Source organism: Streptomyces chlorus (assembly GCF_042655885.1).
In the GTDB taxonomy this organism is placed as follows: Bacteria; Actinomycetota; Actinomycetes; order Streptomycetales; family Streptomycetaceae; genus Streptomyces; species Streptomyces chlorus.
Window position 1 is genome coordinate 241,319 of the sequence record NZ_JBHSOA010000014.1, and the last position, 18,056, is coordinate 259,374.

General features: G+C 71.4%; 16 protein-coding genes, 1 tRNA gene and 1 pseudogene. 11 read left to right on the forward strand and 7 right to left on the reverse strand.

Going from position 1 to position 18,056, the window contains the following annotated elements:
• Positions 1-271: 271 nt before the first annotated feature.
• Both ACFPZI_RS08970 and cdgB read right to left on the reverse strand, forming a co-directional pair.
• The gene (locus ACFPZI_RS08970; protein ID WP_381360541.1) at positions 272-1,219 is read right to left on the reverse strand and encodes a carbohydrate-binding protein; all 948 of its coding nucleotides are present in this window, start codon (positions 1,217-1,219) and stop codon (positions 272-274) included.
• A 117-nt stretch (positions 1,220-1,336) separates the two neighbouring features.
• Positions 1,337-3,022 (reverse strand): diguanylate cyclase CdgB, encoded by a 1,686-nt coding sequence (gene cdgB / locus ACFPZI_RS08975; RefSeq protein WP_381360544.1) that lies wholly within the window; start codon positions 3,020-3,022, stop codon positions 1,337-1,339.
• A 382-nt stretch (positions 3,023-3,404) separates the two neighbouring features.
• On the opposite strand from cdgB, the gene ACFPZI_RS08980 reads away from it, so the two are divergent.
• Both ACFPZI_RS08980 and ACFPZI_RS08985 read left to right on the forward strand, forming a co-directional pair.
• Entirely contained in the window at positions 3,405-3,989 is a 585-nt protein-coding gene (locus ACFPZI_RS08980) for a flavin reductase family protein (RefSeq protein ID WP_381360547.1), read from the forward strand.
• 59 nt (positions 3,990-4,048) lie between these two features.
• Positions 4,049-4,522 carry a GNAT family N-acetyltransferase gene (locus ACFPZI_RS08985; RefSeq protein WP_381360549.1) on the forward strand — a complete coding sequence of 158 codons (474 nt, stop codon included), beginning with the start codon at positions 4,049-4,051 and terminating at the stop codon, positions 4,520-4,522.
• 169 nt (positions 4,523-4,691) lie between these two features.
• Here the strand turns inward: ACFPZI_RS08985 and arfB are convergent, their stop codons facing one another.
• Entirely contained in the window at positions 4,692-5,129 is a 438-nt protein-coding gene (gene arfB, locus ACFPZI_RS08990) for an alternative ribosome rescue aminoacyl-tRNA hydrolase ArfB (RefSeq protein WP_381360552.1), read from the reverse strand.
• Positions 5,130-5,274: 145 nt separating this feature from the next.
• Here arfB and ACFPZI_RS08995 point away from each other — a divergent pair, with 145 nt between their 5' ends.
• The gene (locus ACFPZI_RS08995) at positions 5,275-5,850 is read left to right on the forward strand and encodes a TerD family protein (RefSeq protein ID WP_381360555.1); all 576 of its coding nucleotides are present in this window, start codon (positions 5,275-5,277) and stop codon (positions 5,848-5,850) included.
• A 282-nt stretch (positions 5,851-6,132) separates the two neighbouring features.
• The gene (locus ACFPZI_RS09000) at positions 6,133-6,633 is read left to right on the forward strand and encodes a hypothetical protein (protein ID WP_381360648.1); all 501 of its coding nucleotides are present in this window, start codon (positions 6,133-6,135) and stop codon (positions 6,631-6,633) included.
• Positions 6,634-6,695: 62 nt separating this feature from the next.
• Here the strand turns inward: ACFPZI_RS09000 and ACFPZI_RS09005 are convergent, their stop codons facing one another.
• Positions 6,696-7,379 (reverse strand): pentapeptide repeat-containing protein, encoded by a 684-nt coding sequence (locus ACFPZI_RS09005; protein ID WP_381360557.1) that lies wholly within the window; start codon positions 7,377-7,379, stop codon positions 6,696-6,698.
• 182 nt (positions 7,380-7,561) lie between these two features.
• Here ACFPZI_RS09005 and ACFPZI_RS09010 point away from each other — a divergent pair, with 182 nt between their 5' ends.
• From ACFPZI_RS09010 to ACFPZI_RS09020, 3 genes and pseudogenes are all read left to right on the forward strand, one after another.
• On the forward strand, positions 7,562-8,722 hold the full coding sequence (locus ACFPZI_RS09010; protein ID WP_381360559.1) for an NAD(P)-binding protein: 1,161 nt from the start codon (positions 7,562-7,564) through the stop codon (positions 8,720-8,722).
• A gap of 132 nt (positions 8,723-8,854) precedes the next feature.
• Entirely contained in the window at positions 8,855-9,829 is a 975-nt protein-coding gene (locus tag ACFPZI_RS09015; protein WP_381360561.1) for a zinc-binding dehydrogenase, read from the forward strand.
• A gap of 13 nt (positions 9,830-9,842) precedes the next feature.
• Positions 9,843-10,679, forward strand: a pseudogene (locus ACFPZI_RS09020) (aminoglycoside phosphotransferase family protein); the annotation flags it as partial.
• A gap of 100 nt (positions 10,680-10,779) precedes the next feature.
• On the opposite strand, the gene ACFPZI_RS09025 reads toward ACFPZI_RS09020, so the two are convergent.
• A tRNA-Thr gene (locus ACFPZI_RS09025) sits at positions 10,780-10,853 on the reverse strand.
• A gap of 161 nt (positions 10,854-11,014) precedes the next feature.
• On the opposite strand from ACFPZI_RS09025, the gene ACFPZI_RS09030 reads away from it, so the two are divergent.
• The 4 genes from ACFPZI_RS09030 to ACFPZI_RS09045 all read left to right on the forward strand — a co-directional run bounded on the left by ACFPZI_RS09030 (position 11,015) and on the right by ACFPZI_RS09045 (position 14,918).
• Entirely contained in the window at positions 11,015-11,536 is a 522-nt protein-coding gene (locus ACFPZI_RS09030) for a helix-turn-helix domain-containing protein (protein WP_381360564.1), read from the forward strand.
• Positions 11,537-12,224: 688 nt separating this feature from the next.
• On the forward strand, positions 12,225-13,313 hold the full coding sequence (locus tag ACFPZI_RS09035) for an ABC transporter ATP-binding protein (RefSeq protein ID WP_381360566.1): 1,089 nt from the start codon (positions 12,225-12,227) through the stop codon (positions 13,311-13,313).
• Positions 13,314-13,553: 240 nt separating this feature from the next.
• Positions 13,554-14,024, forward strand: coding sequence for a hypothetical protein (locus tag ACFPZI_RS09040; RefSeq protein WP_381360569.1), 471 nt, complete (start codon positions 13,554-13,556; stop codon positions 14,022-14,024).
• A 162-nt stretch (positions 14,025-14,186) separates the two neighbouring features.
• Positions 14,187-14,918, forward strand: a complete 732-nt coding sequence (locus ACFPZI_RS09045) for a nucleotidyltransferase family protein (RefSeq protein ID WP_381360571.1) — start codon at positions 14,187-14,189, stop codon at positions 14,916-14,918.
• Positions 14,919-15,049: 131 nt separating this feature from the next.
• Here ACFPZI_RS09045 and ACFPZI_RS09050 read toward each other — a convergent pair whose 3' ends face one another.
• Both ACFPZI_RS09050 and rlmB read right to left on the reverse strand, forming a co-directional pair.
• Positions 15,050-16,846: a DoxX family protein gene (locus tag ACFPZI_RS09050; protein WP_381360573.1), complete on the reverse strand. Its 1,797-nt coding sequence runs from the start codon at positions 16,844-16,846 to the stop codon at positions 15,050-15,052.
• A 129-nt stretch (positions 16,847-16,975) separates the two neighbouring features.
• Positions 16,976-17,917, reverse strand: a complete 942-nt coding sequence (gene rlmB / locus ACFPZI_RS09055; RefSeq protein WP_381360576.1) for a 23S rRNA (guanosine(2251)-2'-O)-methyltransferase RlmB — start codon at positions 17,915-17,917, stop codon at positions 16,976-16,978.
• Positions 17,918-18,056: the final 139 nt, after the last annotated feature.

Below are 18,056 nucleotides of genomic sequence, written 5' to 3' on the forward strand. Positions count from 1 at the left end.
GCACCTTCCATCCTCGCCCTGCCGGAACCGCTCGGCCGCCTCCAACCACACCTTCTCGCGGAAAGCACGTCGTCCGTCGGTCAGCCCGCCGTCTTGCGCATACCTCATGCAGTCGACATATCGCCGAGATCATGAGACGTCAGCCCCTACGACACCACTCTTTGAAGGTCAGTAGGCGAACGATGGCGCCACCGCATGCCCCGAAAGGCGAATCGGCGGCACCACCCTTTTCAGCCCTCTCCACCACAAGCCGACCACAGTTTTCATGTCGTCAGCTTGGGGGATCCTCCGTCAGCCAGAATTGATCGAGGTTCGCATTGCATTGGTTGCCCTCATTGCAGACGAGCTCGATCGTGTTCGTGCCCTTATTGAGGTTCACGTTGGCCCAACTGGTCTGCCAACCCTTCTCCCAGTCCCCCTCGGGCAGGTTGCCGAAGTTCTTCAAGCCCAACGGACGGGAGTCGGCTTTGCCGTTGACCACCAGCGTGGCATCGGCGTCCACGCCCGGAATGCCGTAGCGCACATACAGCCGATACGTTTCGGACTCCTTGATGCCGTCGACGGTCCAGGTGACCTTCGCGCCCACCTTGTTGAAGCCCGCCACATAGACCCCGCCCTCGGCCTTCGCACCCTTGATCTCCGACGCCTGGACGGTCCCGCCGTCCAGGCGGAGCGCCTTCGCGTCGAGGGCCGGCAGCTCGGCCTCGTCGTCCGGCGCCTTCTCGCTCGTCGCCGACGGGCTGGGCTCGCTGGTCTGGCCCTGGGTCGGCGTCGAGCCGGCCTCGTTGCCGCCCTTGTCGTCCTTGTCGTCGCCGCTGAGCATGGCCACGCTGATGCCGATGACCACCGCGGCGACCACCGCGACGGCGCCGATGAGCAGGCCCTTGGTGTTCGGGCCGCGGCCCCGGCCACCGCCGCCATGACCACCGCGGTTACCCGGAAGCTGCGACGAGACGGTGGGGGCGGCGCCGGGCAGCGTCTCCGGTGCCGTGTAGCTCGCGTTCGGCTGGCCGTACGTTCCCTGCTGCTGCGGCGCCTGCGCCGCGGGGCCCTGCTGGCCGTACTGACGCGTGCCGACCGCCCGCACCCGGTTGACCGAGTTCGGGTAGCCGTAGCCCCCGGACGGCGGCTGGGCTCCGTTGGCCTGCCCGTCGGCGTAGAGGTAGCCGAACGGGTCGTCGTCCTCGGGCGTGCTCGCGCCGTTGCTGCCGGGCGTCATCCCTTGGCACTCCTAGCTGCGGATCGGATGCGGTACGGGTGGTGAGAAGGGCGAGCCTACCCGCTCCCGGTGACCCGAAGAGGTGACTCGGATCGCTTCAACTCGCTGACCTGGGGTTCATCCCGCCCGTCGATGCTGTTTGGGACGAGATCGTTTCTCGACGTACATCCGCTCGTCAGCCGACTTCAGCACTTCGTCCGCCGTCAGGCCGCAGTGGGCCCATCCGATGCCGAAGCTGGCGCCGACCCGCACGGCCCGGCCCTCGGCCCGGATGGGCTGGATGATCTCGTTGCGCAGCCGTACGGCGAGGTCCTGGGCGTCGGCCCGGCCGAGCCCGTTGGCGAGGATCACGAACTCGTCGCCGCCGAGCCGGGCGACGGTGTCGCCGTCCCGGACGCCGTCGCCGAGCCGGCGGGCGACCTCGATGAGCACCGCGTCACCCGCGTTGTGCCCGAACCGGTCGTTGATCGACTTGAAGCCGTCGAGGTCGCAGAAGAGCACCGCGAGGCCCTTGGCGCCGTCGTCGTGGTCCGCGGCGGGGGCGATGGCGTGCACATGATGGTCGTATCCCTCGAACCCCTCGGCCTCGGGCGGGAAGTCGAAGTCGTGGCCGCGGTCGAAGGCGGGCGGGCCGTAGGCGGCGTCCGGGGAGTCGAAGGACTCGAAGGCGGACATGGCTTCGTCCACGGCGGCGGGCAGTATCGACGGGCGCTGCCGGCACAGGCGGGCGGAGAGCCGGGCGCGCAGCTCCGCGGAGTTCGGCAGGCCGGTGAGGGAGTCGTGGGAGGCGCGGTGGGCGAGGTGCAGCTCGCGGCGCTTGCGCTCCTCGATGTCCTCGACGTGGGTGAGCAGGAAGCGCGGCCCGTCGGCCGCGTCGGCGACCACGGAGTTGCGCAGGGACACCCACACGTAGGTGCCGTCCCGGCGTGCCAGCCGCAGCTCGGTGCGGCCGCCCTCGGCGGAGGTCCGCAGCAGCGTGCCGATGTCCTCGGGGTGCACGAGGTCGGAGAAGGAGTAGCGGCGCATCGCGGAGGCGGGGCGGCCGAGCAGCCGGCACAGCGCGTCGTTGGTGCGCAGGATGCGGCCGTGCTGGTCGCCGCCCATCTCCGCGACGGCCATGCCGGACGGGGCGTACTCGAAGGCCTGCCGGAAGCTCTCCTCGCTGGCGCGCAGGGCCTGCTGCTCGCGCTCCAGGCGGACCAGGGCGCGCTGCATGTTGGAGCGCAGCCGGGCGTTGCTGATCGCGATGGCGGCCTGGAAGGCGTACATCTGGAGCGCTTCGCGGCCCCAGGCGCCGGGCAGCCGGCCGTTGCGCGGGCGGTCCACGGAGAGCACGCCGACCAGTTCGCCGGCTCCGCCGCCCTGCGGGCCGGGGGCGTACATCGGGGCGAAGAGCCGGTCGGCGGGGTGCCACTCGTCCTCGAAGCGGGGGGCGGGCCCGTCGGTGTACCACTGCGGGACGTCGTCGTCGTCGAGGACCCAGCCCTCGGTGTGCGGTATGAAGATCAGGTCGCCCCAGGCCTCGCCCATGGAGAGGCGGCGCTCCCAGGACTCGCGCGAGCCGACCCGGCCGGTGATGAGGGCTTCGGCGGCCGCGTTGCCCGAGAGGGCGGCCACGACCAGGTCGCCGTCGGGGCGCACGAGGTTGACGCAGGCCAGTTCGTATCCCAGGGCGTCGACGACGCCGTCGGCGACGGTCTGGAGGGTGTCGGCCAGGCTGCGGGCCGTGTTCATGTCGGCCATGCCCTGGTGCAGTTGCCGCAGGGACGCAAGGCGGACGTAGGGCTCCGACTCGGTCTCCATGCTCACCCTCCCCCCGGGACCTCGCAGCGAATCAAGCGTTCTCATCGGCGTATCGTCCTGGCAGTCTCCCCGCCACTGAATCACAGCGCGCTGCCCACTCGGTACACAGGGTCAACAATTATCTCCCCTTGTGACTCAAGTCACAACTAAACGTGAACAATTGAGAGACCTTTCCGCGGTTTCTCCGGCCATTCACCGGATATGCCGAATGCACGGTATGCGCCGCATACGCTGCATGCGAATTCCGCACCCTTTCCACAGGGTTCGGTCCGTGGGTGCCGGCTCACGTCCGTGGAGCGCAGGAGTCCGCCGCTGGTCCTAGGTCCCCGCTCGGGCGGAGGCCCGATGCGGTGCGTACGGAGCGGAGACTAGCGTTTCCGGTGTGCCGAACACTCCCGTACCCCCGCCCACGATCACCGCCGTACCCGCCGCCCGGCATGCTGAGGGGGTGAGCAACGACGAGTTCCGCGCAGCCTTGTCCCGTCTGGCCGCCGGTGTGGTCCTGGTGACCGCGCGGGAGCCGTCGCTGGATCCGGACGACCCGCGGGCACCGGCCGGTGAGGACGTCGGCATGACCGCGACCGCGTTCCTGTCGGTGTCCCTGGACCCGCCGCTGGTGCTGGTCAGCCTGCGCGAGGGCTCCCGCATGGACGACCTGCTCGACGAGCAGCCGCTGTGGTCGGTGTCGGTCCTGTCCGAGAGCCAGCGGCACATCGCGGGCCGCTTCGCGATGAAGGGCCGGATCAGCGACCGCCTCCTCTTCGAGGACATCCCGTACGTGCGGGGCGAGTACAGCGGCGCCCCCCTGGTCGGCGGCGCCCTCGCCACCCTGGAGTGCCGCACCGAGCAGAGGGTGCCGGCCGGCGACCACACCCTGGTGATCGGCCGCGTCCTGGCTGCGGACGTACCCAGCGCGGACGGCGGGCCGCTGACGCACTTCCGGGGCCGCTACCGGCACCTGGCCTGAGCGTCTCCCGAGCCGGAAATCCTTTTACAGAAAGGGAATTGCGTCCCTACGCTGCCCGGGTGACAAAGACCACAACTCCCCGCCTCGAAGAGATCACCTCGAAAAACCTCGACGCCGCCCTCGGCATACGCGTCCGCCCCGACCAGGAGTTCGCGGTCGCCCCGGTCGTGAGGTCCCTCGCCGAGGCCTACGTCCAACCCGCTTCCGCCCGGCCGCGCCTGATCATGGACGGTGACCGCGCGGTCGGCTTCCTGATGGCCTTCCTCGACATCGACTGGCACGAGGACGGCGGCAGCGTCATCCGCTCGGGTCTGTGGCGGCTGAACATCGCCGCCGAGGAGCAGGGCAAGGGCTACGGCCGCTTCGCCGTGGAATCGGTCGCCGCAAAGATCCGCGCCCGGGGCGGCAGGGAGCTCCACGTCACCTGGCACCCCGGCGAGAACGGCCCGGAGAACTTCTACCTCGGCCTGGGCTTCCGCAAGAACGGCGAGGTCGTCGAGGGGGAGACGGTCGGGGTGCTGGACCTGGCCTGAGGCCGACCGCCCCGGCCCCGCGCCGACCGCCCCGGCCCCGCCCGGAGCGCCCCGGCCCCGCCCGGGGCACCTTCGGCCCCGCCCAGAGCGCCCCCGGCCCCGCCCAGAGCGCCCCCGGTCCCGCGCAGAGCGTTCCCGGTCCCGCCCGGAGCGCTCGACCTCTCCCGGGTCACCCCCAGTCGCGCGCGGAGCGCCCCCGCTTCGTCTCCGAGCGCTGCTTCTTCTCCCGCAGCCGGCGTTCGTTGATGCCGCGGGGGATGCGGGTCGGCCTGCGGGGCCGGGGCGGGGGCGCGGTGGCCTCGGCGAGGAGCGCCGCGAGGCGCACGGCGGCGGTCTCGCGGTTGCGCCACTGGGAGCGGTGCTCGGAGGCCCGGACGGTGACGACACCGTCGGACAGCCGCCCCGCCAGCCGCTCCAGCGCCCGCTGCTTCCACACCTCGGGCAGCGCTTCGGTGGCGGCGAGGTCGAAACGCAGCTCGACCTGCGAGTCGGTGGTGTTCACGTGCTGCCCGCCGGGCCCCGACGAGCGCGAGAAACGCCACATGAGCTCGGCCTCGGGCAGGAGGACGGAACCGCGGATGACATGAGGACCGGACATGCCGTCCATGGTCCCGCCTCTGACCGGTCCGCGTCACCCGAATATCCCGGGTAAAGAAAGTAAAGCCACCTGGAACCTCGCGTACTCCTCTCGCGTTCAAAGGGGTAGCTGTAGCTTCGTAGCCGTACGTACACGAGGGAAGGGACTCCCAACAATGGCTGTAAGCCTGTCCAAGGGTGGCAACGTCTCGCTCACCAAGGAGGCTCCGGGCCTGACCGCCGTCACCGTGGGCCTCGGCTGGGACGTCCGCACCACCACCGGCACGGACTTCGACCTCGACGCCTCCGCGATCGCGGTCAACCCGCAGGGCAAGGTGTACTCGGAGGGTCACTTCGTCTTCTTCAACAACAAGCAGACCCCGGACAACACCATCGTCCACACCGGCGACAACCGCACCGGCGCCGGTGAGGGCGACGACGAGGCGATCAACGTCAACCTGGCCGGCCTCCCGGCGGACGTCGACAAGATCGTCTTCCCGGTGTCGATCTACGACGCCGAGAACCGCAGCCAGAACTTCGGCCAGGTGCGCAACGCGTACATCCGCATCCTCAACCAGGCCGGCGGCGCCGAGATCGCCCGCTACGACCTGTCCGAGGACGCGGCCACCGAGACCGCCATGGTCTTCGGCGAGCTGTACCGCAACGGCGCCGAGTGGAAGTTCCGCGCCGTCGGCCAGGGCTACGCCTCGGGCCTGACGGGCATCGCCCAGGACTTCGGCGTCAACGTCTGACGGACGCCCCGCGCCACGCTTCGGAGCCCCCGGCCCGCCTTCCCGGCGGGCCGGGGGCTCCGGCACGGGCAGGGCATGTCCCAGGGCTTCAGGGCCAAGAAGGTCATGACGGAGGTCGGCGGGGGCTACGGGGCCGGGAGCGGAGGCGCACCCCCGCGATCCCAAGAAGAACGCGGCCGCACACCACGGAACGACCCCGGCGGCCCCGCAGTCGTCGAGCCCGTCCCTCCCCTGCACCGTCCGCCGCCGTCGCACCGCGTCCGCCGTGACACCATCACCTCCGTGCTCGACATCGGCTATGCCCTCTCCAACCGCTTCCCCGACCCGCCGCAGACCGACTACCGCCGCGCGGACGTCCACGCCCTGCGGCACGACCTCTTCTGCGGTGACGTCTACCTCGCCGACACCAAGGAGGACCGGGAACTGTCCACAGCCTGGGGATGGGTGCCGGTGCTCGACTTCGCCTGGGCCCTGTGCGACATCGTGGAACGCCTCGACCGGGACCCGGCGGGCTCCCGCGCCTCCCGCCCCCAGTACGCGGAACTGGACTTCACCGAATCCACCGACCGGCTGCTCTTCGAACGCCGCTTCGGCTGGGTCGACATCGAGGCCGAGTGGCTGCCTGTGGACGAACCGCCCCTGACCTTCTCCCACGCCGAACTCCGCCGCGAGGCCCGCGACTTCCTCCACGACCTGCTCGCCGACCTCACCGACCTGCACGAGGACCTGGGCGAGAACCCGGCCATCTGGACCCTCCAGGCCCGCTACCCACGCCTCAAGTAACCCACCGCGCCCCTCAGCCCTCTCCCTTCACCCACGCCCTTTCCGCCCCGCTCCTCCGCCCCTCAGCCCTCCACCCGGATCCCCAGCTCCCCCGCCAGCACCGGTGCCAGGTCCAGCAGCTGCCCCGTACTGATCACCGCCCCCGCCAGCCGGTCCACACCCCGGGCTATCTCCAGCGAAGCGGCACCGCGCAGATCGACGTCCGTCAGCATGGCCCCGCTGAGATCCGCGCCCTTCAGCGCGCAGTCCACGAACTCCACCCGCTCCAGCCGCGCCCCGCCGAAGTCCGGCTCGACCAGCACACAGCTCTCGAAGACGACGTCCCTGAGCCGCGCGGACCGCAGATTCAGGAAATCGATCTTCCCGCCCCGGACCAGCACCCGCTCCAGCTCCGCCCCGTGCAGCTGAGTCCCCCCGAGACGCGCGTCCGTCATCTCGACATCGCGCAGCGTCGCCCCGGAGAGATCCGTACCCACCCCCCGCACACCGGCGAGGACCGAGTCCAGCACCCGGGCCCTGGACAGCCGCGTCCCGTCCAGCGCGCACCCCGCCAGCACACAGTCCATGAACCGCGCCCCCGCGCCGTCCTGCGCCGAGAGATCCGCCTCGAAGAACTCCAGCCCGTCGTAATCCCCGTCCGGCTCCAGCCCACCCCCCTCGTACCGCTCCGGCTCCGGCAGCCGCAGCTCCGGACGCCGTGCGCCCTTCACCCCCGTACCGCCCGCCGACCCCGCTCGCCTCACCATGCCCTCATCCTGCACTCCCCCACTGACAATCGGTCTGACCTGCGAAGACCTCGAACCTGTCACATCCTGGGGCCCTGGGCCGTCGTAGCCACGAACCACCGGAACAACCGGAGACGGTCCCGTCCGGACGGAACCGTCTCCAGAACCGCCAGGCGCGACCCCGACCGAGGGAGAACCCAGCCATGCACCGCATCACCGTCATCGGCGGCGGCTTCGCCGGACTGACCGCGGCCATCACCGCCGCCGAGGCAGGAGCCGAAGTAACCCTCCACGAAGCGCACCACACCCTCGGCGGCCGCGCCCGCACCGCCGAGGGCCCCTACCGGACCAACGAGGGCCCCCACGCCCTCTACAGCGGCGGCCCGCACTGGTCCTGGCTCCGGCAACGCGACCTCATCGGCCCCCTCGCGCCCCTCCCGCCCCTGGAAGCCGCCCGCCTCCGGCTCCGCCACCACGGCACCCTGCACCGCGTCCCGCCCCTCGCCCTGCTGAAACTGCTGCGCCGCGTCCATGCCCATGCCCCCGTCGACACCGACTTCCGTACCTGGGCCACCGGCATCGCCGGCGAGGAGGGCGCGCGCGCCGCCGCCCACTACTGTGCCGTCGCCCTCTTCCACCACGACCCCGGCTCCCTCTCCGCCGCCTTCGTCCAGGAACGCCTGCGCCGCGCCACCAAGCTGCCGCCGGAGGCCCACTACCCGCGCGGTGGCTGGGGCGGCCTCATCGACCGCATGGCCTCCCGCGCCTGGAACCTGGGCGTCCGCATGGAGACCCTGTCCCGCGCGGACACGCTCCCCACGGACACCCCGGTCGTCGTCGCCACCTCCCTGGACGCCGCCCGCCACCTCCTCGGCGACCCCGCCCTCACCTGGCCGAGCGGCCGCACCGTCCTCGTCGACCTCGCCCTGCGCACCCGGCGCGGCGACGCGTTCGTCGTGTCCGACCTGGACGCACCCGGCTGGCTGGAACGGTTCACCGCCCAGGACCGCACCCTCGCCCCCGCCGGCGAACAGCTCCTCCAGGGCCAGATCCCCATCGCCCCGCACGAGACCAAGGCCGACGGTGTGGCCCGCGCCGAGGAACTGCTGGACCTGGGCTACCCGGGCTGGCGGGAGCGCGTCACCTGGCGGCGGGAGGCGGTGGCGAACGGGCGGACCGGCGCCGTCGACCTGCCCGGCACCAGCTGGCACGACCGGCCCGCCGTCGACCGCGGCGACGGCGTCTACCTCGCGGGCGACCAGGTCGCCGCCCCCGGTGTGCTCTCCGAGGTCTCCTTCAACAGCGCCCTCACGGCCGTCTCCCTCGCCCTCGGCCGGCACGAGCTTGACCTCAAGCGAGCTTGAGGTTGAACAGTGGGTCCATCACAGCGACCACACCGAGCCGGTACCCGGTCCGGGCGGTCCGGGCAGATACCCGGACCGGCTTCCGGACCGACTTCCGGACCGGCCGGCCGGACCATGCCCCAGGAGACACCCATGCACGCCATCCGCCTGCACGCCTTCGGCCCCGCCGAGAACCTCACCCACGAACAGGTCCCGGATCCGCGGCCGGGCCCCGGCCAGGTGCGTATCACCGTCCGGGCCGTCGGGGTCCACCTCCTGGACACCGCCCTGCGCCGAGGCCATCAGGGGCCCGCGCCCACACCCACCGCCCTGCCCACCGTCCCCGGCCGCGAGGTCGCCGGAGTCGTCGACGCCCTCGGCGACGGCACGCCCGCGGACTGGCTCGGCAAGCGCGTCGTCGCCCACCTCGGATTCGCCCCGGGCGGCTACGCGGAGCTGGCCGTCACGGACGCCGACCGCCTGCACGAGATCCCGGAGCGCCTGGACTTCGCCCAGGCCGTCGCCATGATCGGCACCGGCCGCACGGCCATGGGCATCGTGCAGTTCGCCGAGCCCGGCCCCGGGGACGTGGTCGTCGTCCCCGCCGCGGCCGGCGGCATCGGCACCCTCCTCGTGCAGTACGCCAGCAACGCGGGCGCCACTGTCATCGGCCTCGCCGGAGGCCCCGAGAAGACCGCCCGGGTCTCGGCGAACGGCGCCGACCTCGCCGTCGACTACACGGACCCGGCCTGGACCGCACACCTCGCCGCCCACGAGGGCAAGGTGACCCTGGTCTACGACGGCGTGGGCGGCGACATCGCCCGCGCGGTCGTCGCCCTGCTCGCCCCCGGCGGTCGCCACGTCGTCTTCGGCTGGTCCGCCCAGGGTCTCGACAGCACCGACCCCTACCTCGTCGACGGCGTCTCCCTCAACGTCCTCGGTCCCGAGATGATGCGCAGAGCAGGCGGCCCCCACCCCGTACGCACCCTCGAACTGCGTGCCCTCGCCGAAGCCGCCGAAGGCCGGCTCACCCCCGCCGTCCACCGCTTCCCCCTCGCCGAGGCCGCCGCCGCCCACCGCGCCCTGGAGAACCGGGGCACGACCGGAAAGGTCGTCCTGGAGCCCTGAGCGTCGTACTACCGTGCCCACCGTGATCCACGTACCCGAGGAACTCGCCGCGGCGCAGGAGAAGTTCAACGGGGAGGCGGGCCGCGCCTTCGTCGCCCGGCTGCCCGGTCTGGCCGCCGCCTTCCTGGAGCGCTGGCACCTGCACGTCACCGGCGCGCCGATGCACGGCGTGAGCGCCCTGGTTCTCCCCGTCGACCGCGCGGACGGCACACCGGCCGTGCTGAAGCTCCAGATCCTGGACGAGGAGACCGAGGGCGAACCGGTCGCCCTGCGGATCTGGGACGGCGACGGAGCGGTCCGCCTGCTGGAGCACGACGCGGCCACCGGCACCATGCTCCTGGAACGCCTCGATGCCTCCCGGATGCTCTCCCGCCTCCCGGACGCCCACGAGGCCGTCCTGGTGATCGCCCGCCTCCTCGCCCACCTCACCACCACCCCCGCCCCGCCGGGCATGCGCCGCCTCGGCGACCTCGCCCGCGCCATGCTGGAGCGAACCCCCGGGGCCCTGGCCCGCGTCCCGGACCCGGCGGCCCGCCGCATCCTCGCCGACTGCGCGGCGGCCGTACGGGAGGTCGTGGACGAGCCCGGCGACCGCCTCCTGCACTGGGACCTGCACGAGGAGAACGTCCTGGCCGCCGACCGTGCCGACTGGCTCGCCATCGACCCCAAGCCACTCGCCGGCGACCCCGGCTTCGACCTCTGGCCGGCCCTGGCCAACCGCTTCGACGCCGACGACGTCCGATGGCGCTTCGACGCGATGACCGACGTCCTCGGCCTGGACCGCGAGCGGGCCCGCGCGTGGACGTACGGACGGCTGCTGCAGAACTGCCTCTGGAACATCGAGGACGGCCGCCCCCTGGAGGACCGCCAACTGGAGATCGCCCGCCGCTTGGGCGCCCCGGACGCCATGAAAAATCCCGGGCCGGATTTCTCCGGCCCGGGAACTGAGGAGCCCCCTGTCGGATTCGAACCGACGACCTGCTGTTTACAAGACAGCTGCTCTGACCATCTGAGCTAAGGAGGCGCCGCGCGGAGCGCGCGAAGGCGGGTCCACTGTACACAGGGCCGGTTTCCCGAAGCGACGAGGTTTGCAGTCGAGCGTGGTCTGAAGACGCGTAACCATCCGCGCGCCCGTTCGTTGATCGATCTGATGTGCCGTTCCGGAAGTCGTCGTCGGGAGGGGCCATGGACGAGCTTGTGGAGAAACCAGAGCCGGTAAGGGGTGAGGAAGCCCGGCGCGTCAAGCGCGAGATCCTGGGCATCGCCGACCGGCGCAAGCACCGCACGCGCGAGATGACGCCGCTGCGAGCACACATCAAGGAGCCAGATGCCCGGCATCACGTCTACCGCTTTCGCTTCTATCCGGATGCGGAACAGGTGGAGCAGTTGAGCAGGACCTTCGGAGCCTGCCGGTGGGTGTTCAACGAAGGGCTGGCGCTTCGTTCGCAGGCATGGGAGCAACACCGGGTGAGGGTGGGGTTCGCGGAGACCTGTCGGGCGTTGACCAGCTGGAAGCGGGCGGAGGAGACGACGTGGCTGAAAGAGGTGTCGTCCACGGTCCTTCAGCAGTCCCTGCGCCATCTGGATCAGGCGTTCAGCCGGTTCTTGAGGGGCGAGGTGAATCTCCCCCAGCAGAAGCCGGAAGGGCCGGTCCAGGGATACGGCGACGTATGTGCGTACGGGGTTCAGCTGGGTCGAGGACGGTGACCGGGCGGGTACAGGGTTACTGAAACTGGCGAAGCAGGCCCGTCCGCTGGCTGTCCGCTGGTCACGGGCACTGCCCGCCGGGACAGCCCCGGTCCGCTTGTCGGTGGTGAGGGACAGAGCAGGCCGGTACTTCGTTTCGGTTCTCGTGGAGGAACGCGTCAATCCGTTGCCGCCTTCGTTCGTGCCGGGCTCGCGGGAGCCGACCGCAGCCGGCCTGGATCTTGGGCTGGCGTCTCTGGTCACCCTGGACGACGGGCGGAAGGTCGGTCATCCGAAGCTGCTGAAGCGATGTGCGGACAAGCTGGCGCGGTTGCAGCGGGAGCTGCACAGGAAGGTGAAGGGAAGCTCATGCCTGTGGAGCCTGCGTAAGCCCGTTCGGGCACATTCCGTCAGGACTGTGATGGGTCGGCTGTGGGCGTTGAAGCAGGAAGCCAGCACAAAGCGCGAGATGAAATGCACCTATTGTACTGCCGGGTCAAAAGTGCGTCGCTCTGCCCATGCGAAAGTTTCCGTGAAGTTCACAGGGTCTCAGGTACTGACAGACCAGGTGAACGCCAGGTACCGTCCAGTGCCAGTTCACCCTCGTGGACTGCACCACACGGAACCACAACGGAACATCCCGTCGTGGCACCACCTTCCTACTCGGATCGTCCGGCACGTTCCTGCCGGTAGAAGGGGGCCCTTCACCATGGCCACTGTCACGTTCGACAAGGCGACCCGGATCTACCCCGGTTCGACCAAGCCCGCCGTGGACGCGCTCGAGATCGACATCGAGGACGGGGAGTTCCTCGTGCTGGTCGGTCCGTCCGGCTGCGGCAAGTCCACCTCGCTCCGCATGCTGGCGGGGCTCGAGGACGTGAACGCCGGCGCCATCCGCATCGGTGAGCGCGACGTCACGCACCTGCCGCCGAAGGACCGGGACATCGCCATGGTGTTCCAGAACTACGCGCTGTACCCGCACATGTCGGTCGCCGACAACATGGGCTTCGCGCTCAAGATCGCCGGTGTCAACAAGGCGGAGATCCGGCAGAAGGTCGAGGAGGCCGCGAAGATCCTCGACCTGACGGATTATCTGGACCGCAAGCCGAAGGCGCTCTCCGGCGGTCAGCGCCAGCGTGTCGCCATGGGTCGCGCCATCGTGCGTGAGCCGCAGGTGTTCCTCATGGACGAGCCGCTGTCCAACCTGGACGCCAAGCTCCGTGTGTCCACCCGTACGCAGATCGCCTCGCTCCAGCGCCGCCTGGGCATCACCACCGTCTACGTCACCCACGACCAGGTCGAGGCCCTGACCATGGGCGACCGGGTGGCGGTCCTCAAGGCCGGTCTGCTCCAGCAGGTCGACACCCCGCGCAACATGTACGACAGGCCCGCCAACCTCTTCGTGGCCGGCTTCATCGGCTCCCCGGCGATGAACCTCGTCGAGGTGCCGATCGCCGACGGCGGCGTGAAGTTCGGCAACTCGGTGGTCCCGGTGGACCGCGACGCGCTGGCCGCCGCCACCGACAAGACCGTCACCGTCGGCGTCCGTCCCGAGCACTTCGACGTGGCCGGTGCCGAGTCCGGCCAGGGCCTCGCGGTCGTCGTCAACGTGGTGGAGGAGCTGGGCTCCGACGCGTTCGTGTACGGCACCGCCCAGGTCGGCGACGAGTCCAAGGACCTCGTCGTCCGCGTCGGCGGCCGCAACGTGCCGGAGAAGGGCAGCACGCTGCACGTCGTGCCGCGGTCCGGCGAGAGCCACGTGTTCTCGACGTCGTCCGGCGAGCGCCTGTCCGACTGAGCCGGGCGTCGTCGCATCCGAAACACGACGGCCCGGGTAATTCACCCGAGTTGATGAAGAGGGCCCCGCAGTTCGCTGTGGGGTCCTCTTCGTTGCGTCTCCATTGTCGATAAATACCCTGACATACCGGCCATTTCGAGCAGTGCGCGTCAACGCGCCGTCCAGGAATCGCCCCCGCCATGTCACCCGAACCGGTGACTGAATGTCCCCATGTCATTACCGGACGCTACTCTCACACGCGTGAAGCACTCCACTACCCCTCAGACGCGACGCGGCCGGGGCCCCGCCCGCCGGGTCGGCCGTACCCTCGCCTTCGTCCTGCCCGTCGTCCTGGTGTTCTCCGGAACCCTCGCGGTCGCCCGGGTCAACTGGTCGGGGAGCCCTTCGAGTCCGGTCCTCGCCGCCGCCGACACCGCCGTGTCCGGGGCCTCCTCGTCCGGCGCGTCCTCGCGTGCCGCCGAGCGGGCCCCGCACGAGGTCCTGCGGGACAGGCTCCTGGTCGAGTTGCAGGAGGAGAACCCGGGCGTCGCCCTCACCCACCTCCAGCAGGCGGTGAACGACCGTCCGTCGCTGGCGCGGCACTGCACGTCGATCGCGCGTGCGCTCGGCAAGGCGGCGGTCCGGGTGTACGGCCCCACCAGGGCCCAGTCCTACACCCGTCCGGTCTGCGACACCTCCTTCGCGTCGGGGGTGCTCACCGCCCACGGCTGAGCCCACACCCGCCCCTCTGCCAGGCCCCCGGCCGACCCTCGCCAGCCCTTCGCCGGGCCCTTGGGCCGGACCTCTCAGCAGCCCCTCGGCCGGCCCCGGGGCCTGTCCCACAGGCCCCGGGGCCCACGGTCCGGCCCTCCGGGCGCCACGTACAGTGCGCTCATGACCCATCCGAGCGCCGCGTCGCGCCCCGTTCAAGCCGTCGTCCTGGCCGGCGGGCAAGGCTCCCGGCTTCGTCCGTACACCGACGACCGGCCCAAGCCGATGGTCGAGATTCCCGGGACGGGAACCCCGATCATCGGCCATCAGCTCTCCTGGCTCGCCGAGGAGGGCGTGACGGATGTCGTCGTCTCCTGCGGTCATCTCGCCGAGGTGCTGCAGGAGTGGCTGGAGACCGTCGATCTGCCGCTCTCCGTCACCACCGTCGTCGAGACGGAGCCGCTCGGCCGCGGCGGCGGTCTGCGGTACGCGGCCGCCCGCCTGCCGCACCCGGACCAGCCCTGGTACGCCACGAACGGCGATATCTGGACCCGTTTCTCGCTGCGCGACATGGCGGACTTCCACACCGAGCGGGACGCCGTCGCGACCCTCGCCCTGGCCCGCCCGCGCCTTCCCTGGGGTGCGGTGCAGACCGACGGGTTCGGGCACATCACCGACTTCATAGAGTCGCCGCCGTCGCCGTTCGAGATCAACGCGGGGGTGTACGTCTTCTCCCCCGGGTTCGCCGGTCTGCTGCCGGAGCGCGGCGACCACGAGCGCACCACGTTCCCGCGGCTGGCCCGTGAGCGCCGGCTGGCCGGGTTCCCGATCCCGCAGGGCTCCTACTGGCGGGCGATCGACACCGCGAAGGACCTGACGGAGGCGGCGAAGGAACTGGCCTCCCAGAGCCGCTGAGTCCCCGCGCCAACCCTCCAGCCGCACCGCCCTCCAGCCACACCGCCCCCAGCGCGACGACGACGGGGTCCCGCACGTCACTCCGTGCGGGACCCCGTCGTCGTCGCGCCTGTGCCTGGTGGCCGGGCGGCCTATCCCAGCAGCCCGCCCACGAGCCGGCCGGGCTGCTCGGGCGCCGGGCCCTCGTCCCCGCCCCCGCCCCCGTCCCCGCCCCCGTCGCTCGGGGCGCCATTGTCGCCGCCGTCTCCGGTGGTGCCGCCGCCCGTGGTGGCGCCGGCGCTGGTGCTCGGGGCCTGTTCCACCGGGGACGACTGCTGGGGCGGGGCCTCACCGCTGGTGCCCTGGGTCTGGCTGGGTGCGCCGGTGACACCACCGCCGGTGTCGCGGGTCGCGCCGGGGGTGGTGGCGCCCTCGGAGGGACTGGCGCTGCCGGCTCCGGACGTGGCGCCCTGGGTGGGCGAGGTGGAGGCGGACGGGGTCCCCTTTTCGCGCTCGCCGGGCTCCTGCGGAAGCGGGGAGCCGGGGAGTTCGTTGCGCGGGGCCTCGCCGGGGCCGGGGACGACCACGCGGTCGGCGTCCCGCACGGCGCCGCCGAGCAGCGAGCCGGTGAGCAGGGTGAGTCCGCAGACGACGACGGTGACGAGGGCACCGCGGCGCAGCACGTAGCGGCGCAGGTCCCAGAGGTCGGAGCGGGGTCCGAGGCGGCGCCAGGCGCGGGCGACGAGGCGGCCGTCGACGGAGTAGACGGGAGCGCCGGCGATGATCAGCGGGGACCAGGCGGCGAGGTAGATGATGTCGGGCGCGTCGTAGGCGGGGGCGCTCTTCCAGCTGACGGTGACCAGCAGCGCGGTGGAGAGCAGGGCGCCGATGGCGGCGCCGACGCGCTGCCAGCAGCCGAGGACGGTGAGGACGCCGACGATCACTTGGAGGAAGGCGACGAGGAGTCCGGCGCCGATGGGGTGTTCGAGGGCGAACTGCTGGAGCGGCTGGGCGACTTCCCACGGGTGCAGGGTCCTGAGCCACGTCACCATGGAGCCGCGCTCGCCGCCGTCGAAGTAGAGCGGGTCGCAGAGTTTGCCCATGCCGGCGTAGATGGAGATGAAGCCGAGGAAGAGGCGCAGCGGGAGCAGGACGACCCCGAGGTTCATCCGGCGGCCGGGGTAGTAGGCGTGCCGGGCCGGATCGTCGCCGTGGCGCCTGGCGCGGCGGCCGCCGGTGTTCGGGTCGGTGGCGGTCCGATGGCCACCGGTGTCCCCGAACTCGTCGTTGTCGTAGCCCTGTTCGCCGTATCCCTGTCGGTCGTATCCCTGCTCGTCGTAGTCCTGGTTCCCGTAACCCTGCTCGTCGTAGTCCTGGTTCCCGTAGCCCTGGTCGCCGTACGCCGGTTCGTCGTAGGCGCTGCCGACGGTGCGCATGGGGGGCAGCAGGGGCTGCCGGCCGCCGTGGGTGCGCTGGGGGCCGACGACGGGCGTTTCGAGGGTCTGGGCCGCCGGGTCCTCGGCATGGCCGTAACCGTCGCCGGCGCGGGGGACGACCCGGGTGGCGCCGGCGCCGGTGAGCGCTTCGCCGGCGTGGCGGACGCCTTCGTGCCGCATGGTCTGGAGGAGTCGGTGCGCGCCGGTGTCGTCGGGGGCCGAGCGGCCGCTCCAGACGACGGGGCGCCGACGGGCCGCGGTCCGGCCCGGGGCGCCCACGGTGGTGACGACGGGGATGCGGGCCGTGTCCTCGGCCGCGATCACGTGCCGTGCGATCCGCTGGGATTGGACGCGTCGGTTCGAGACGCCCAGCTGCACGCGGAAGCTGGCGTGATTGACGATGACCTGCGCCGGATCGCTCGGCACCTTCACCATGCTCAGCGCGGGAGCGTCGTCGAGTGCCGACGAGCGGTCCCCCGTAGGTGTGCGGGGTGTTCTGGTGTCCACACTCATCTAACCGAGTGACCCGACGTTAGGACACTGCCTTGACGCGCCGGATGTGTCCGGACCGCGTCAAGCATGCCCCCCACCCGTCCGGACCACCCGAAATACCCCGTACGGGTGAAGGTGCCGAACGCCCGTTCAGGCGCGGCGGCGTGCCGCCTCGTACAGCACAACTCCCGCCGCCACACCGGCGTTGAGGGATTCGGTGCCGCCCGGCATCGGGATCCGCACCCGGAAGTCGCAGGTTTCGCCGACGAGTCGGGAGAGTCCCTTGCCCTCGCTGCCGACGACGATCACGACGGGGCCCGCCAGTGCCGCCAGTTCACCGATCTCGGACTCTCCGTCGGCGGCCAGCCCGACGATCGCGATCCCCGCCTTCTTGTACGCCTCCAGGGTGCGCGTCAGGTTGGTGGCCCGCGCGACGGGCGTACGGGCGGCGGCACCGGCGGACGACTTCCAGGCACCGGCGGTCATCCCGGCGGCGCGCCGCTCCGGGACGACTACGCCATGGCCGCCGAAGGCGGAGACGGAGCGGACGACGGCGCCGAGGTTGCGCGGGTCGGTGACGCCGTCGAGGGCGACGATCAGCGGGTCCTGGCCCTCGTCGTGGGCGCCCGCGACGAGGTCCTCGGGGTGCGCGTACTCGTAGGGCGGGACCTGGAGGACCAGGCCCTGGTGGTTCAGCCCGTTGGTCATCCGGTCGAGTTCGGGGCGGGGGGCCTCCATGAGGTTGATGCCGCCGCGCTCGGCCGCGAGCTGGAGCGCCTCGCGCACCCGCTCGTCGTTGTCGATGAACTGCTGGACGTACAGCGTGGAGGCGGGCACGCCCTCGCGCAGCGCCTCGACGACGGGGTTGCGCCCGACGACGAGTTCGGAGGTCGAGCGCCCGCCGCCGCGCCGCTGCGGGGCGCGTCCGACGGCCCGGCGGGTCTTCGCCTGGGCGATACGCTGCTTGGCGTGCCCCTTGCGCATCTCTGCGGGGGGCGTGGGCCCCTTGCCCTCCAGGCCCCGGCGCCGCTGGCCGCCACTGCCGACCTGCGCGCCCTTCTTGCCGGACATGCGGCGGTTGTTCGCGGCCATGATGTACCCGTCTCCATGAGGTCGTGCGTGCGTACGGATCTGCGTACGCACGTCGGTGGTGCGTCTGTCGCCTCGGCGAATCGGTCCTGCGTCTGTCGCGTCGGCGTGTCGGTGTTGCGTCTGTGTCGGTGTTACGTCT

Bases quoted from the DNA above. Each gene is read 5' to 3' on its own strand.
- ACFPZI_RS08970 (WP_381360541.1), bottom strand. From the start codon at position 1,219: ATGACGCCCGGCAGCAACGGCGCGAGCACGCCCGAGGACGACGACCCG.
- cdgB (WP_381360544.1), bottom strand. From the start codon at position 3,022: ATGGAGACCGAGTCGGAGCCCTACGTCCGCCTTGCGTCCCTGCGGCAA.
- arfB (WP_381360552.1), bottom strand. From the start codon at position 5,129: ATGGACGGCATGTCCGGTCCTCATGTCATCCGCGGTTCCGTCCTCCTG.
- ACFPZI_RS08995 (WP_381360555.1), top strand. From the start codon at position 5,275: ATGGCTGTAAGCCTGTCCAAGGGTGGCAACGTCTCGCTCACCAAGGAG.
- ACFPZI_RS09005 (WP_381360557.1), bottom strand. From the start codon at position 7,379: ATGGTGAGGCGAGCGGGGTCGGCGGGCGGTACGGGGGTGAAGGGCGCA.
- ACFPZI_RS09010 (WP_381360559.1), top strand. From the start codon at position 7,562: ATGCACCGCATCACCGTCATCGGCGGCGGCTTCGCCGGACTGACCGCG.
- ACFPZI_RS09015 (WP_381360561.1), top strand. From the start codon at position 8,855: ATGCACGCCATCCGCCTGCACGCCTTCGGCCCCGCCGAGAACCTCACC.
- ACFPZI_RS09030 (WP_381360564.1), top strand. From the start codon at position 11,015: ATGGACGAGCTTGTGGAGAAACCAGAGCCGGTAAGGGGTGAGGAAGCC.
- ACFPZI_RS09035 (WP_381360566.1), top strand. From the start codon at position 12,225: ATGGCCACTGTCACGTTCGACAAGGCGACCCGGATCTACCCCGGTTCG.
- ACFPZI_RS09045 (WP_381360571.1), top strand. From the start codon at position 14,187: ATGACCCATCCGAGCGCCGCGTCGCGCCCCGTTCAAGCCGTCGTCCTG.
- ACFPZI_RS09050 (WP_381360573.1), bottom strand. From the start codon at position 16,846: ATGAGTGTGGACACCAGAACACCCCGCACACCTACGGGGGACCGCTCG.
- rlmB (WP_381360576.1), bottom strand. From the start codon at position 17,917: ATGGCCGCGAACAACCGCCGCATGTCCGGCAAGAAGGGCGCGCAGGTC.